This is a genomic window from Micromonospora sp. DT178, from assembly GCF_049841695.1.
Lineage (GTDB): Bacteria > Actinomycetota > Actinomycetes > Mycobacteriales > Micromonosporaceae > Micromonospora.
Genome location: NZ_JBNCKV010000030.1, coordinates 31393 through 48551, shown reverse-complemented (window position 1 = coordinate 48551; position 17159 = coordinate 31393). Strand labels below are relative to the sequence as shown.

The 17159-nt window shown below is 69.4% G+C and carries 3 protein-coding genes and 1 pseudogene; 2 read left to right on the top strand and 2 right to left on the bottom strand.

The genetic code is table 11. From position 1 onward, the window contains the following. The first annotated feature begins 231 nt into the window (after nt 1–231). Both ACLQ22_RS31335 and ACLQ22_RS31330 read left to right on the top strand, forming a co-directional pair. Nucleotides 232–13395 carry a toxin glutamine deamidase domain-containing protein gene (locus ACLQ22_RS31335; protein ID WP_425695487.1) on the top strand — a complete coding sequence of 4388 codons (13164 nt, stop codon included), beginning with the start codon at nt 232–234 and terminating at the stop codon, nt 13393–13395. Between the two features lie 412 nt (nt 13396–13807). Then, nucleotides 13808–14671 carry an alpha/beta hydrolase gene (locus ACLQ22_RS31330; protein ID WP_425695486.1) on the top strand — a complete coding sequence of 288 codons (864 nt, stop codon included), beginning with the start codon at nt 13808–13810 and terminating at the stop codon, nt 14669–14671. A gap of 706 nt (nt 14672–15377) precedes the next feature. On the opposite strand, the pseudogene ACLQ22_RS31325 reads toward ACLQ22_RS31330, so the two are convergent. Both ACLQ22_RS31325 and ACLQ22_RS31320 read right to left on the bottom strand, forming a co-directional pair. Continuing rightward, nucleotides 15378–15548: pseudogene (locus tag ACLQ22_RS31325) on the bottom strand (IS1634 family transposase); the annotation flags it as partial. A 127-nt stretch (nt 15549–15675) separates the two neighbouring features. Beyond that, nucleotides 15676–16785 carry a uroporphyrinogen-III synthase gene (locus ACLQ22_RS31320; RefSeq protein WP_425695485.1) on the bottom strand — a complete coding sequence of 370 codons (1110 nt, stop codon included), beginning with the start codon at nt 16783–16785 and terminating at the stop codon, nt 15676–15678. Between the last annotated feature and the right edge of the window lie 374 nt (nt 16786–17159).

The following is a 17159-nucleotide window of genomic DNA, read 5'->3' as shown; positions in this document are numbered from 1 at the left end:
GGCGGTGACGATCATCTCCACGAGCCGGGGTTCACCGAGTGGGAACTCGACGAGATCCGCAAGACGGCTGCCTCGTATGTGGCTTCCACGGTCGCGCCCCGGCCGGCTCGGTCGTCCGAGTCGGGCTCGCGGTCGTCGGAGCCGGTCTCCGGTTCGCTGCCGGGCCGGCCGGCGGCGATGGAATGGCACCCCCCGGACGACTCTGAGGCAGACGGGCAGCCGTCCGGCCCAGTGGAAGGTGACCCCTCCGGTCTTGACCCGGAGTTTTTTCCGTTGTGGGATGACCCGCTGGCCGGATTCGATCTGACGACACCGGCGGCCGGCTCGGGATGGCCGCCGTCGGGCGGGCAGATGTCGGACTGGGAAAAGGAAGTGGCGGAAGCCACCAGCTACTTGAAGCGCGCTGGAGCCGCTGCCGAGGCGGCATTTGGCAAGTGGGCGCGCGAGGTGTTCGACTTCGATCCCGCAAATCTTGACCCGAGACCGAACCTCGTCTTCAGCGAGTCGGTGTTCAACACCTACCGGGAAGATTTGGGGAAGAAAGGCATCACCACCCCGACTGGATTGAGCGGATGGCTGGCCCGCCAACTGACCAAGGAACTCGCCCTGGGCGGATCGTCGAGGTTCAGGGAGCTTCTCCCGTATCCGGATCCGGAGAACATGTCCGAGCAGCAACGAGACGCCCTGCACCGCGTCTGGCTCGACAAGATGACAAACGCCCGATCTGTGGGTTACGAGGTCACGCATGTCGCTCTCCATCTTCTGGCCAAGGGGTTGGACCAGCCGATGCGGATCCACCATCCGTTCGGCGACCCGTACGACGACATCGGCCCGCCGCCCGATGACGGTGCCATCCCACGCCCCGTCGTGTGGTGGAAGGGTGGTTACATCGTCCTCAAACCTCGTGACCCGGCCGATGCTGACATCCTCGCCCGCATCGCCAGCGGCTACCAGTGGAAGTCGATATCCGACCACGAACAGCAGCGGCGGGATAGCCTTTTCAGCGGGGCACTCGGTCTACTGAAAGCCAGGATCGACACGGCGGAAGAGAGTTCTCCGGAGCCTCACCGGTCCCTCCTGCGATACAACCTTGACCGCGACCTCGCGGCCATCGGTAAGCGCCCCTTTTCTCCTCGCCGCCAAGCCGAAAGACTTGACGCATACCACCGGTACCTCACCGGCCTCAGCAGCGACGTCGCCTGGGAAGGTGACTACCGATGGAAACTCGAAGACCCGTTCACCCTCCGTGTCGCCGCCTTCGTCAAAGCCAACAGCGGCGCGTACGCGAGCTTGCGCTTCCGGCTGGGCGGCAACGACGTGCAACTCACTCGTGTCGACCACGTGGTCCTGCCGGGCGATATGGTCGCTGTCGACTTCGGGTCGGTCAACGGGGCGGGTGTCGGTATTGTCAGAGTCCCGTACATGGTCAACGGCGCCGAAAAGTTTGCCTACCGGGAGATCGAGCGCAAATTTTCTGACACCGAGCTAGCTGAACTGAGAGAAAGGGCGCCCGGCCATGTGTGGCAATTCGACGAGCCGTCGGTCAGTTCCCTCTATCACATCGCGGCGGGCTTGGACCCCAAAACGGGTGTATTAACCCGATTCTTCGGCAAGGGCTCCGAAGGTGAAAAAGGCCAGAGGGCCCGTATCCCAGTCGTCAAAGCGGCCGACGGAAGTCAATTTGTCATCCCGGGGGACATGAAGGAGGTCATTCTCCGGCTCGGGTATGGCCCGGATGCTCGACCCCTCGCGGTCGTGGTAATGCCGGCTGAGAAGAGTGGGGCCGGACAGGACCTGTATCTGCAACTGGTCAATCCTGCCCCCACCATCGACGACATCGAGTTGCTGCGCAAAAAGGCGCTGTGGGAGGAACGCCCGCATTGGTGGAGCATTTCCCAGGTGAAATCATTCGATGACACAATTGGCTCGGCTAGCCGATTGCCCAGTCCTCTGGGTTTTTCTCTCGGCGGCAAAACCTGGTCCAAGACGTCAGATGGGCGGGAGGTGAATCTCGCCCCTGGGACGCCGATCACGTTGGCGGTGGGGGAGCGGCACCGGCCGGTCGGAAAGGATGTCCCTGTCGGGAGCGTCAAAGAAGTTGTCGTCGTGGTCAAGGCGCCGTTGGTCCCAAGACCGAACGTGCCGACGTCCGAACCCGAATACGGCTTCCGGCTCTTCAGCATGGATGCGACGGATTACGATGATCTCATAAGGCAGCTCGAAGACCGGCAGACGTGGCTCGCCCGGCGCAAAGAGCGAGCTGAGTCGGGAGCCCGGCGGGCCCCGAAGCGTCCGCGCATCCAGGATGGATCGTCGCTGCCCGGCCAGGCGACCGCGCCACACCAGCCGCCACCCCCACCGGATGTGGCTGGTGAGGCGGTGCGAGGTGACGTGCTGCTGCCGAGTCAGCTGTCGGAGGATGAGGTGTTGGCCCGGTTCGGGTGGCTGGGCAGTGTGAATCCGGGTCGTGATGACGACCCGGACAGTCCGGATTCGCGGTGGCGGGATTCGGCCACGAACTGTGTGTTGGCGGCGATCGGTACTGACATGTCGTTGGCGGGCGGGGTGGTTTGGCAGGTGCCGCCTGAGGTGCCGTCGCCGGTGGTGTGGTTGCAGCGGTACGCGGAGGGTCGGCCGTTGGTGGAGGTGGCTGACTACGACGCGGTGGTGGAGGTGATGGCCGGGGCGGAGCCTGGTGCCCGGGGTGTGCTGGTGATGACCGGTGAGGGTGACCGGATCTCACACACGGTCAACGTGGTGCGCACCGATGACGGGAGGGTGGTGTTCCTCGACGGTCAGTGGGGCGGGCTGGCTCGGGGGCCGGTCGAGCCTGGCCGGTTGCGGTTCGTGGCGACCACCGACGGCGTGGGCACCCCACGCCCGCCGTCGAGGGTGGCAGACGACACGACCGTGATCGTCCCGGAAGAAGCAGATCTGGCCGGGATGGACGAAGCTGCCCGGCCTCCGTCGGAGTCGCGGCTCCCGGCCGATGGGGGCCGCACGCCGTCGCCCGACGAGCTGCCCGACACCCTCGGCGCCGAGGGCGACCCCGCGTCGCCGCATTCCCCCGGTCAGATCCCCTCGCCGGAGAGTTCCTCGTCCGAGGACCACCCCGCGCAGGGCTCGACGATCGACTTCCGGAAGGCCAAGGAAGACTGGCACAAAATCGAGTTCCGCATGTCCCGCTACGACAAGCTGTGGAACAACCCCGAACTGATGGTCGCCTACGAGGACTTCAAGAAACAGATGAAGCTCGAGCTCCGGCTGAAAGCTGAGGGCCGGACCAACGACGAGATCGACGCCGAGGTCGTCAAGCGGTTCGGCTCTGACCGGGTCGCCCCGTTCGCGCAGTTGATGGCGGACAACCACGCGTTCTCCGCTCCGGCCAAGTGGTGGTTCAAGCACCAGCACGACAGCGACTTCGACGTCCAGTTCCCAGAAGCCGTCCAGCAGTTCCGGTCGAAGCTCGCCCTCTGGGGCAAGATCGGCCCCGCCGTCGCCGAACGGATCACCGAGCAGAGCGGCAACCGGATGCTCGAGGCGACGCCCGGTGGGCAGATCTTCGACAACATCATGCTCGGCACCGGCAGCTTCTTCAACTACCCGCCCGGCTTCAACCGGATGTGGGAACAGTTCTCCCACCAGCTCGTGGCCGTCACCGACGGGATGATCGACGCGCACGTGTACCGGGGGGTGATGGTACCGAGCGTCCTGCACAACACCGAGGCGAAGATCCTCTTCGAGAAGGTCGACCGGCGCGAGATCGAGGGCCTGCGGGTCGTCGCCTGGGAGTTCGTCGCCGACAACAAAATCGAGAAGGCGGGTGAGTACGTCGTCCGTTCCCAGGGGTCCTACGACGAGCGGGTCCCGAAGCTCGAAAAGGGCAAGACCTCGGAGACGTTCGACAAGCGCCAGCAACAGCTCTACGAACAGCTCACCTACCGCCGGGAGGAGTACAACCGGATCGGTCTGCAGGACTCGCTTCCCGAGCTCCCGCCGATCGAACGGAAGGACAGCAAATACATCTTCGTGGTCTCGGACGCGAACCAACCCGAGGTCGACGAGAGCCCGGAGAGCCTCACCAGAAAATGGTCGATGGCGCTGGAGAGCCAGACCGCCGACAACCCGTTGGCTCAACTGGACCAGATGCTGGCCGTACTCGAGTACGCGCAGAACAACCAGGAGACCTGGGATAGTGGATCCTCGTTCGTCGATCTCACCACCGGCCTCTCGCGGGCGAACACAGGCACGGCTGGCAGCATGTCCAGCTCGATCGCCAGCATTCTCGTGCCCCCGACCCGGCGCAACACCGCGCTGGACCCGACCGACGCCGAGCCCGGCCCGTTTCCGGAGGACCCGAATCCGAGCCCGTTCGGATCCGACTACTCGCCCAGGCTGGATGCCGTACCGGAGGAATGGCCCCCGCCGGCCGACCCCGTCAGTCCGGTCGACGCCGAGGGTCGGGCCGCCACGATCGGAGGTGGCGGCGCCACGCCATCCGCGACGGCGGACGCGACGCCGACCGGAAGCACGGCGAAGGTCGAACGGCCGCGGCTGACGAGAACACCCTTGCCGCACCCCCGGCCGAGGCCCAGAACGACGAGCGCGTACCAGCTTGAGGCATCGTCCGGTGGCCCGAGCACGGGTCAGGTCAGGGCTCCGTTGCGGTCGTACCAGCGGCTGAGCGTCGTCAGCACGAGCCCGGACAGCCGGCCCACCGAGGCGGACTTTCCCGCGCACGTTCCGGCACAACAGGTGGTCACCCACAGGCATCCACCGCTGCGGCTGTCCGACGACGGGACGCTCGCCATCAACGGCATCGCCTCGGTCAGCGGCGCCCGCCCGGTGACCGAGGCGACGGAGTTCTACGCGACCGATGAGGTCATCGACGCGGCACGGCGCGGGCTGGCGAGGGCCGGGGCCAACGTCAGGCTGACGGTGGACAGTGCCGTCACCGTCACTGTCGACCACGGTGGCCGACAGGTGACGCTCCGCAAGGTGAGCGCGGACTTCGACAACCCCCCGCCGGACGTCTGCGTCGAATTCGCGGGCGTCGTCCTCGGTGGCGTACCCGACGGGGTGGTGTTCCGAGCCGAGGGCCAGACCCTCCTGGCGGCGACCGACGCCGGCAACGGGCGGGAGTTGCTGGGTGTGCATCATCTCGCCGAGGGGGTGGCTGCCGTCGCTGCCGGCGCCCTTCCCCTCGCCGCCGTCGACCCGGGATGGGCGACGGCCAGGATCGCGGCCGACCGGCGGTTGACCGGCGGCGTCACACAACCTCCACTTCCTGGTGCCGCGTACGGTGCCGCGCTCCGGAACGATCCGGCGAGCCGCGCCGAGCACGCCAGACTCAGCCAGGTCGCGAGGCGGATCGGCATCAACGAACATGCCTGGCCCAGGATCGGCGAGGCCTACGCCACCAGCACCATCATGTCTCAGGGTGCCGACGGCGAAGCCTCGATGACGACGGACTTCGCCCGTGGCGGTACGGTCGCCAACGCCTACGGCTACCACTTCGCTGCGGTCGTCGCGCAGAGCGCCGACGGAAAGACCCAGATCACCTTGGAGAACTACGCCCGTGTCGGTGGGCGCAGACGTGCCGTCGACGAGGCGATCGAACGAACACTGGCCGCGTATCGCGGTCGGTTCGACACCGTCAAGGCGACGCTCGAGCAGGCGGTGGCGGATGGTGGCGGCGACCCCCAAGCCGTCGACGCGCTGCAACGCAAATTGGACCTGGCGGAGGCACTCTCCATCGTCGAGAAGTCGGGAACCGAGGCGGCCGGGTCTGACGCGGTGGCGTGGCAGTCCGCTCGCGCCGCGATGGCGAAGTTGATGGATCTGCCGCGGGCGAGCGACATGTGGCATTTCAAGATGTTCAGCCAGCGCCCCGGCGAGACCTTCCACGAGCAGAGGGCGGTGCTCTACGACGCCGGCGTGCCGGCCACGGTATCCAATCCACTCACCACAGTCGTCGTCGGCGGCTCAACCGTTCCCGAGCCGATGCGGATCAGCTTCGATCCAGGGTCCAAGACTCCGGGACCGGTCGAACTCAACAAGCTGCGATCGGTGTCGCGGCAGACCAGCAAGCTCGCCATATGGCGGCACGACAACGGCCTTCCCATGCCCACTATCGGTGTCACCGGATACGGCAACGGCACCCGCCTGTGGCCCGGTAGCGCGGTGGCCACCGGGTGGGAACGGGCAAACAGCGTCAGCGACGTCCTCAATCGGCACTTGGCCCAGGACCTGACCACGCTGCTCGATGGCGGGCAGGACGTGACGGCGGCCGACATCGTGTTCACCTCGGGCTCTCAAGGTCGTGACCTGGGCGACACCATCTCTGACCGAGTCACGGCGGCCGACGACCTCCGCCGGGCCGACGTCGTCGTCCATGTCCCGTCCCCGCGTCCGGCGTCCGCCGGGTTGGCCGGCCGGGCGACGGAAGACGAGTTGCTGCCGGGTGGGTTGTCGCAGGCCGAGGCGTTGAGTCGGTTCCCGTGGCTGGGCGGGGTGAATCCGTACCGTGGTGGGGACTTCGAGACGAACTGCGTGTTGGCGGCGATCGGCACCGACCTGTCGTTGGCTGATGGCGTTGGGCACCAGGTGCCGCCGGAGAAGGCCAGCCCGGTGGCATGGCTGGAGCGGTACGCGGGCCGACCGTTGGTGGAGGCGGCCGACTACGGGGCGGTGGTGGAGGTCATGACCGCCGCGGCTCCGGGTGCCCGCGGTGTGCTGGTGACGACCGATGAGGGCGACGAGATCTCCCATGCCGTGAACGTGATGCGCACCCATGACGGAAAGGTGGTGTTCCTCGACGGTCAGCGAGGGGGACTGGCCTGGGGGCCTGCCCAGCCTCGTCGGCTGCGGTTCGTGGCGACGACGCATGGGGTGGGTGTTCCGCGGGCGCCGTCGACGGTGGGCGACAACGCGATCGTGAGAAGCCCGGAAGAGCTGGACCTGGCCGGGGTCGGCGGCCACGCGTCACCCGCGACGGGTGGCGGTGTCGACGCCGGGGACGGGACGCTGGCCGGGAACGCGCTGGAGGTCCGACGGCTGGCCCAGGAGATGGCCGACATCCGCGGCACGGCCGCGGCCGTCGAGAGTGACCTCGCCGCGGCGCGCAGCGAGCTGTCCGCCGTTCGGGAGGATGTGGCGCGACAGGTCGCTGCCCGCGCGGCCGTGCCGCCGGCGCCCGCATCACAGGCGCTGACTGACGGAAGCGAGACGCAGGCGGTGGAGCGTGCGGCGTGGGAACGGCTCACCAGGGCCCAGGACCGGGTGGCCGAGCTGGAACGGCAGCGCCAGACGACGCGACAGTCGCTGGAACGGGCGGTGCGGGCGGCGGACCGGACGCGGCAGGCGCTGGAGCAGGACGCCGTCAGCCGGGAGGCGGACTGGCGGACGGCGGCACAGCAGTGGACGGACGGCCTGCAGGCGTTGCAGGCCGGCGGGGCAGCGGCGGCGGACCGGGCGGCGGAGCGATTCCGGGAGCGGAACGCGGCGCAGGTGGCTGCCGAGCAGCTCGCGGCCCAGTGGGCCGGTGAGCGGGAGGTGGCCCGGCAGGAGGCAGCCACCCGGGCGGCCCAGCGCCTGGTGGCAGGTCAGGAGGCACGCGAGCGGGCGGCGGCACGCGAACAGGCCCGGAGGGACGAGCAGGCGCGGTGGGACACGTGGCAGGGCGTACAGCGGGCACTGACGGCTCGGAAGGCGGTCCGCGATGCCGCGCGGGCGGAGGCCGACCGGCAGGAGCAACGACGCCAGGAACAGGAGGCGCACGCCGCAGCGGAGGAGTCGCGTCGACAGGTGGCGGACCAGGACCCCGGGCAGCAGCACCTGGCGGCGGAGCGTGCGCAGCAACGGCAGGTCGCCACCGCGGCAGCGCAGTGGCGCGCGCGGGAGCGCGAGCTGGCCGAGGGGGCGGCGAGGACCCGGCAGGACCAGCAGCACGCCGACGACCAGTTGGCCGAGCAGGCGAAGCAGCAGTGGGAGGAGGGCCGGCGGGAGGCCGAACGGGCGGAGGCCGAACGGGTCCGGGCGGACGAGGACGCGCGGCGGCAGGAGGACGAGTGGCAGCGGGTCGACCTGCGCGCGGTCGAGGAGGAACGCGAGCGCGTCGAGGCGGAGCGGGAGCACGCCGACGACGCGGAGCGCCGGGCGGAGACGTGGCGTCAGGCCGAGCTGAGGGACGCGGTCGACGCGGCGGCGCGTACGGCGGAACGGACCCGGTTGCAGCGGAACGTCGACCGCCACCGGGGGCAGGTCGACCGGGCCAGGAACGCGGCGTCCGCCGCGCGTACGGTCTGGGAGCGTGCGGTCGAGGAGCGGGATCGAGCCGACGCGGCTCGGGCTGCGGCCACCGGGACGGCCAGGGACGTCGAACCGGCGACGCCGTGGTACTTCGCCGCCGGCGCCCTCGGTGAGCTGAGCGTCTCGGCGGTGCGGCACCTGACGCCGCAGCAGGTGACGGAGGCCGTCGCGCAGTTGATGGACGACCTGCCGTCCGGGTGGCCGACCGGGGGCGCCGACGACATCGAGATGGGCACGACCGACCGGCTGGACCTGGGCACCGCCAACCAGGAGGCAGCCGTCCGCGCGCGGGTGTCGGCCACGCTGCACAGGCTGCTGACGGCACCGGATCCGGGGGATTCCCGCGCCGTCGAGGAACACCGTGAGCGCTGGGAGCAGATGCTGTACTCCGGGGAGACCCTCAGCGCGGGCGGGCGACTGGTGTGGATCCGTCCCGTGCCGCACGGTCCGCGACCGGCGCCCGCCGGGAACGCCGGAGGCGCGCGGGTGTACGGAGTCTCGTTCGGCTCGACCAAGGTCGGCAACGACACCTCCGTGTCCAGCGAGCGGAAGACCGACGGTGGGCTGGAGGAGACCTTCGACATCTCGACCGGGCACGCGTCCAGGTTGATCGCGAACCTCCCCTCCGTGTCGATCAAGAGCGAGCGCCAGCAGGCGATGTCCCGGGAGACCCGGGTCATCTGGGGCCGGAAGATGTTCGTGACCCAGTCGACGTCGTTCACCAGCGGAGTGTCCTTCCAGGTCTTCGTGAACGGCGTCGAGTGGGGACGGCCGTCGGTGCCGGCCGAGACCGGTCTCCTCGACATCTCCCTGCCCACCCTGTACGCCGACGGCAGCGCCGCGCCGAACCCGGCCGCCCCGCTCGCGCCGTCGCCACCCGGGCCGCCGGCGCGGTCGACGTCGCAGGCCCGGGACGTGCTCAACGCGATCGACCTGACCCCGCTCGTGACCGGCTGGCACCAGGCACTGACGGCCGCCCTGCCGGCCGACACCGCGGCGGGCGTCGCCGCGAAGGTCACCCGCCAACTGCTCAACGAGCGGACGACCCGCAACCGTAGTCGCTGGGTGCTGTCGAACGGGGACATGACGGACACGATCGACGAGCGGCTCACGGTCGGCAGGTTCCGCGGCTACGTCGACACGAAGGCGGTCATACGGGAGTTGCAGCTGGTGGGGATCACCGAGGGTGTCACGGTACGGGACGACCTCGGGGTGATCGCGACCTCCGGCGATGAGGTGTCGGACACCAGCGGCACCGGCCTCGACGTGGACGCGGTGGTCCTCGGACTGACCCACGCGGCGGCCGACCCGGCTGGCCGGGAGGAGGCCGTCGAGAAGACGGCCGGTGGCTTCTCGTTCGGCTTCGGCGGCGAGTCCGAACGCGAGTCCGCGCTGGAGGTGGGGGGCAAGGCCCTGAACCACACGGTGCTGAACCGCAAGGCGGACCAGGCTCGTTACCGGGTGGTGTTCGACCTCACGGTGACCACGCACGGCGATTCTCCGGTGGCGCCGGTGACCCGGCGGGTGGTCGCGGAGCTGGGCGTGCCGGTGAGCGAGGCGCAGCAGTTCGAGCGCAGCGTCTTCGGGACGGTCTTCACCCCGGAGTTCGGTGGGCCGGGTACCGGGCGGCCGCGGGCGGTGATCACGCCGGCCGCGGGCATCCCGGCACCGCCTCCGACGCCGGCGGACGAGATCGCCGTCCGGTTGTCGCCGCGCGTGCTCCGGGCGCCGCAGGCGCGGCAGGCGTACGTGCCTCCCGCCGGCCCGGCGGCGCGGGAGCCGCTGGCGCTGGCGATGCGGCGTGGCCAGGGTCTGGGGATCGCGGCGAACATGCCCGGGGCGGAACAGGTCGCCGACCTGGTGGAGTCGGTGCTGCGACAGAAGTCGGGGCGCGCCGACATTGGCGCGGTGGCGCGCCGCACCGTCCTGGCGAAGGTGGGTCGGGCCGCGATGGAGGCCGATCCGACGCGGACGCAGGCCGGAAAGAAGTTCACCGTGCGGGTCGGCGGTGAGCGGTACCAGATCCTGGTGACCGAGCACCGGAGGGAACTGCTGGACAGTCCGGAATACCCGATGACGGTGAACGCCCGTGCGCTGACCGGAGCCACCACGTCGGCCTCCCGGTCGACCGAGGGCAGCCTCAGCGGCCGGCTGGGTGGCCGGGTGTCGAACCCGGTGCGCGGCATCGAGCAGTCCGACCGGGACGGGCACGGGACGGAACACCAGGGGAGGGTGTTCTTCCCACGGCTCGGCGTCATGGCGGAGCACTCACGGTCGAACGAGCACGAGCTCAGCCAGGTGGTGCAGGAGTACCGCCGGACCGAGACCGTCGGAGACGTCGTCGACCATCGCTACCGTACGGCGTTCGAGGTGGTGATCCGTGCGCAGACGGACGGCGGCTGGGGACCCCGCGAGACCTGGTTGGTCGGTGCCGGACACGGCGCCGAGGTGGCGACCCACATCGCGGTGCCGGTCGAGCACGTGCCGCGTGATCCGCGTACCGGCGAGGAGCGGGCCGTCACGCCGGCGCAGCTCGACGGCGCGGGCGTGACCCGCACGAGCCCGCGACCCGACTCCGCGTGGGCGCCGGCCGGCCGAGCGTCGCACCTGCCGTTGGACGTCCAGGGCAGCGCCGGCATGTACGCGGCCTTCCGATACGTGCCCGAGCTGCCCGCCACTGCGGCGCGGCTGTACCAGCAGGTCAACGGCCTGCCAGACGGGTGGTTCGACGAGCCGATGAACTGGCCCGACGCGATCTTCGATCTCGGCGCCGGCTCGGAACTGGCCGCCGGGTTCCCGGAGGCGGTCGAGGAGCACGGGTGGGAGCTGCAACTGCCCGCCCACGACGGGTACCAGCAGGCCGTCCGGATCCGGGAGCGGTTCTTCGCGGCGGGCCTGAACCACCAGTACAGCAGCGACGGCATCGACAGCGCGGACGGTGTCGAACTCGAGCAGTACCGGCAGTCGGCGATCAGTCATGCCGCCGGGACGAGCAACGAGCTCAGCTTCGGCGGCAAGGCCGGCGTCGGGGGCCAGTACCTGAACCACGCGACGACCGCGAAGAAGGCCGGCCCGGACAGCGGCGGCCCGGACAAGGCCTACGAGCGCGGCCGTGCCGGCGGCGGCCTGTACGTCGAGGGTGGGGTGTCGTTCGGCGGCTCGGACGGCAGGGACTACGGCGCCATCGACATCACCCGGGCCACCTACAACGACGTCGTCCACGCCTATCACGGCCGGGTGGTCTTCGAGGTCACCGCTCTGCGTACCAGGGGCGGCGAGACCACGGCCACCGCTCCGGTCTACCTGGACGCCGACGACGCGGTGGATCTCCTGGCGACCGATCGTGCGGCCGAGGATCTGGGGCTGGACCGTCCCCGGAGGCAGGCGGCCGCCCCGGCGTCGTCGCGGGAGATCATCGACCCAGAGCTGTTGCCCGCCGTGGGGCACCCCGAACGGCTGCGGGCCAACGCCGTGCTGGACACGATCCTGCAACGGCTGCAGCAGCGTGGCCTGTTCGCCTCCGGCGGGGGTGTCCCCGACCACCTGCGGCGCGCCCTGGTGAAGCGGTTCTCCTCCCGGAACCTGGAGCCGCAGTACCTCCCACTGTCCGGCCAGGGCGTGTACGGCTGGTTCCCGGTGCCCACGCCCTACCACACCACGCAATACCTGTGGGTGCGGGTCAGCGCCACCCCGTCGGCCGGGCAGTCGAGCGACCGCCCCCGAGAGCAGGTCAGCCTCACCCTGCGGGGGGAGACGCACGACGCCCAGTCCAACACGGAGACCTCCGGATCGTCGTGGGGTGGGCTCGTCAACCTCTCTGGCCGGGGCGCGTGGAACGATCAGGGCAGCGTCCTCGGCGGGCATGGTGACTACGGGCGGGAGAGCGCGGAGTCCAGTGAACGCGGCACGCAGTCCGAGTCCAAAGACATCTTCCGGACCGGACCCAAGAAGTCGCACGAGGTCGAGTACCCGTTGGACTTCACCATCGACATGACGCTGACCACGGAGATGCCCCAGGCGGTCACGTACGTGCTCGACTCGGTGCGCAACGTGCTGTTCGGTGGCGCCTGGCTCGCCGGCCTCTGGCAGCCGAGCCTGGAACGGTCGGTCCGCGACCTCTGGGACAACCTCCCCGGGATCGGCTGGCAGGAGCAGATCCAGGTCGCCGGGGACGTCCGGCTCGTCGTGCCGCGCTACCTGACCCGGCCGACGGTCGAACAGCCGGGGAGCTGGCAGGGGCAGGGGCTGGCCCTTGTCCCGATCCCGGCCACGACCGGCGCAGGCCGGCCGACACCTCGGTGGGCGGAACCCCGGCCTTACCGGCCCCGGTTGAACGACGACCTGGCCGGTGACCGCAACCTCCATCCGTGGCGGCTGCACCGGGTGGCCCGGGAGTTCGAACGCTGGGCGGCGCTGACCACCCAACCGCCGCGGCAGCGGCAGGGCCTGGACCTGGGCACAGACGGCGCCTGGCGGGTGCCAGGCGTGCACGGGGGCAGCGACTTCGACCGCCTGGTGGCGCACCACGCGTCCGAGATGATGCTGCGATCGCGTCTCGAGCCGCTGCTCCAACACCGTTACCAGGTTCCCGGCACCGGCGTCACTCTCGGGCTGGACATCCGGCGGGCGGAGTTCTACGTCGACAAGGACGGGCAGCCACTGGCCTTCGAGCAGAAGGCCCGGCGGTACCAGCAGAACGAGGCGGGCCCGATCAACAAGGGCGACTCCTCCTCGGGCTGGGAGTTCTCGTTCGGCCCGCAGACCGGCGATCCCACCGGCGGCATCAAGAAGCTCGGCTGGAACGGCGACGGCTTCGGTGTCGGTCGCGAGGACGGCGAAGCCCACGCGGCCGAGATGAGCGAGGTCAACGAGCGCAACGTGGAGGCAAAGCGGACGTTCCATCAGTACCGCTACGACGTCACTGCTGTCATCTACGGTCCACACGGCACCCTGCTCGTGGACGTGGAGAGGGGCCTCTATGTCATGCGCGAGCAGGCACCGACTGTTCCGGTGACCACCACCCCGACCCGGCCGGTCGAAGCGGATCCTTTGGCGGATGTGGCCGGTGCGGTACACGGCAAGTAGTTGTTGCCGGGTGACCTGTCAAAGGCGGAGGTGCTGAGTCGGTTTCCGTGGCTGCGTGGGGTGAACCCGTATCTTCGGGGCGATTCCGTGACGAACTGTGTGTTGACGGCGATCGGTTCGCGACCTGGCTGCGGCAAGCCAGGGAACTGGAGACCGCGTGACATTGCCGATGGAGCGCCGGGCTTCGCAGCCCGGCGCTCGGTCACGTCTCCGGCTGGGACGGACAGCACCGGTTCTCCAGCTTCCCCACGGGCCCGTCGGCTGACGCGCTGCTATGATCATCGGCATGATTTCCGTCATCCACAACTGGAAGGCCACGCGCACGCGGTCGACGTTCTGACCCGTGGTGTCGGCCGCGCCGGCATCGGGGTCCACGTCCACCGTTCGCTTCCGGATGACAAGGATCTTCACCATGAGCGCAAACTCGCGCCCCACTTTCGTTTTCGTGCACGGCGGTTCCAGCAACTCCCGGGCCTGGGGCCCGTTGCAGAACGAACTGGCCCTGCTCGGACACCGTTCGTACGCCGTCGACCTACCCGGCCACGGTGATCGCGCCGACAGCCCCGCCGCCTACTACCGGCAGCCCCAGGACATTGCGGCGCTGGCCGCCGCTCCCTCCCCGATGCGTGGTGTCACGTTGCGGGACAACGTGGAGCACGTGGTGGACGCCGTGCGCCGGCTCGCCGAACACGGGCCGGTCGTCCTGGCCGGCAACAGCCTCGGTGGCCTGACGGTCAGCGCCGTCGCCAACGCCGTGCCGGACCTGCTCGACCGCGTCGTCTACCTCTCCGCGCTGTGCCTCAGCGCCCCGGCCATGCTCACCGAGCCATGGGACGTGGTGGACGACAACCTGCTGGACGCGGCGGCGGCGCGGATCACCGTGCCGGACATGGTTGACCCCGCTGTGGCCCGGCTGAACTGGCGCAGCGCCCACGCCGATCCGGCCCTGTTCGCCCAACTGAAAACCGCCATCATGGCCGACGCCACCGACGACCAGTTCCGAGTGCTGCTGGACTCGATGGACCCGGACGAGAACTATTCGGTGCTGGAGCCGGGAGCCCTGGTCCAGGCCGATGGGTGGGGTCGCGTCCCGCACACCTACGTCCGCCTGTCCGAGGACCGCAGCATCTCCCCGGCGGTCCAGGACTACATGATCCGGAAAGCGGACGAGCTGACCCCGGACAACCCCTTCGAGGTGCACACCCTGGCCACGTCACACGTAGGCTACTTCAGCCGGCCGCAACTCTTCGCGGACCTCTTGACCGGCCTGGTCTAGCACCACACGTTTCGGCGTCCCCGCCGCCGGTCGTCTCGGCAGCGGGGACGCCGTTCACCCTCCGGGCATGAGCGGGGGGCAGAATCCGCGGAACGAACCCGTCCTCGCCAGGCGTCTGCGCAGGTTGCCGAATGGGCAGGGCATCACAATCCCACGCCATAGCTACGCAGGGCGACCGACGGGCCGGTAACCGGGGTGCAGTGGGGCCAGTCGCGGCGCCCCGGCGAGCCCGCTTGGTCTCCTCCGGCAATAAAAGATCATGTTCAGTGAGAAGAAGACACCTGGCGCTTCTCATCGAATTTGATCCGCTGCTGGTCGGCTGGCCGCCCCGGATCACCTTCGCTGAGAACCCACACACATTCGCCGCCGCGAACCCGTCACCCCGGCCAGCGCCAGATCGATGCACAAGGCAAGGGGTCGCGCGTCGACGGCCATGTGCCACCTCTGCCGCACCGCACCGTCGACGACGCGCAGCACGGCCGGCACCCAGGGGGTGGGTGCCGGCCGCACGCTGTCTCGGGCCCGGCGCCCGCGCCGCCTCGCTCCCGCGCGGCGCAGCTCGCCCGCCTACATCAACTCCTTGGCGTTGTCCTTGGGCTGGAAGCTACGGCCGGGCCTTCATGAACGGGGAGGTCGCGCTGATCGGCGCTGACACCCCCAGGACGTTCAGCCGTCGGGGGTGCGAAGACGTGTTGATGCCGGTTCACGCCGTGAGCCTCGTCGCGATGGTTCTGTGGCTGCTCGTCGGCGCCTCCAGTTCCGCGTCATCGTGCGCTGAGTCGATGTGCTCGATATCCCGCGACCCGCGGCACGAGGAGTGCACGATCTGCACCGCCCTCGCCCCCGACGCCGTCCTCACGGTGCGCACGAACGACAAGCCTAGGGCGTCCGTTCAGTGCGCACATTCGCACCGTCCGCGCGACGAAACCCCAGGTCAACGACCGACACCCGACCCAAGATCAGCAATCGTGAGCCAAGTCGGGTTGCAGTGTGCCGGTGGACGGTCAGGTCGCCAACCGGTAGCCACGCTTCATCACGGTCTGGATCAGGTCTACGCCGTCCAGCGGAGTGTCGTCGAAGGCTCGCCGCAGCCGCGACACCGCCATCTCGACGGCGTGGTCGTCGACGTCTGCCCAGCTCGGCGCGGCTGCCCGGATCTCGGCCGGGGACAGCACCCGGCCGGGACGGCGGGCCAGCGCCCGTAACACCGAGATCGGGCCGGGCTGGACCGGAATCACCTGGTGGCCGATCACCATCGCCTGGCTCCGGACCTCCACCCGGTGACCCTGCACGTCGAGCTGGAGCGACCGTCCCGGGAGCTGGTTCGCCAACACCTTGACCAGGTCCGGCAGGGCGGGGCTGTTCGCCACGTACGCGCTGAGGCCGAACGCCCGCAGTGGCTCCGCCGCCAGGTGACCCAGACAGGCGGGCACGATGTCGGCGGTCAGCGCGTTGAGCACCTCGGCGAGTACGCCATCGGCCTCGGCCTGGCGCAACAGGTTCTCGGTGGCGATCGCCCCGGTCAGCGCGACGGCGTCGACCTGCCGCCGGATGATGACTCCGCACAGCCGGCGCAGGATGTCGGTCCGCAGCGGCGGGAGAAACCGGTTGGTGACAACCTCGACCACGGTCGCCCCGTTGCGGCGTAGGGCCTCGCAGTACTCCCGATGTGGCTCCGACTCGATCTGCGCCACCACCCGGCGACCGATCACCGGCTGGGCGAGGAGATAGCGGAACAGATCGTCGGTGGTCGCCGAGGCGGTTGCCCATATCTGGCTCAGGCCGAGGTCCCGCAGCGTGTCGGCGGCGTGCCCGTCGCGGACCAACAGGCGGGCGTGCGTCAGCCGGTCGGTGAGCGCGTCGAGATGGCCGGTCTGCTGGACCACGCGCAGCCAGGCCCGCAGGCCCAGGCCCGACGACACGATGACCTCGTGCACCGGTCTCGTGACGCAGGCGCGGGTGGCGACGGCAACGGCCTCCGCCACCGGTTGGGCCACCGAGCGGACCGCTTGGACGTTGATCGTTCGTGCCGAGGTGGCCTCCAGGAGAGTGGCGAGGTCGTGTCGACGACGCTCCGACAGGACGGCGACCGTGTACCCCGCCAGGTCCTCCACACTGCCCTCCCGTCACGCCGGCCTGCCTCAACAGGTGCACGGTTCCGGATGGGCGCTGGGCTCAGTCCGGCGGGGATTCTTTCGTCGGCAAGAAGTGTCGCCGTAACGGCGCAGACATAGCAGTGGTGTCCAATCTCAACACCGTGACGGTTCGTTCACCGACCCGGCGCTACCGAAATCTGAGACGGAGCGCCGAAATGGACGACGTTTCGCCAGTTCAGAGTGGACCGCTGAATACTTACCGGCGAGTCGAGGCCGGATCCGACAAGTCGATCTTGTGAGGTGTTCGTCGGTCCTGTCACGTAGCACTCCGCTGACTTCCGGGAAACGCGGTCGTGTTGAAGACTTGGCGCAATCACCGATCGGTGAATTGA

Coding starts and splice junctions, on each gene's coding strand:
- ACLQ22_RS31330 (WP_425695486.1), top strand. CDS start 13,808: ATGAGCGCAAACTCGCGCCCCACTTTCGTTTTCGTGCACGGCGGTTCC.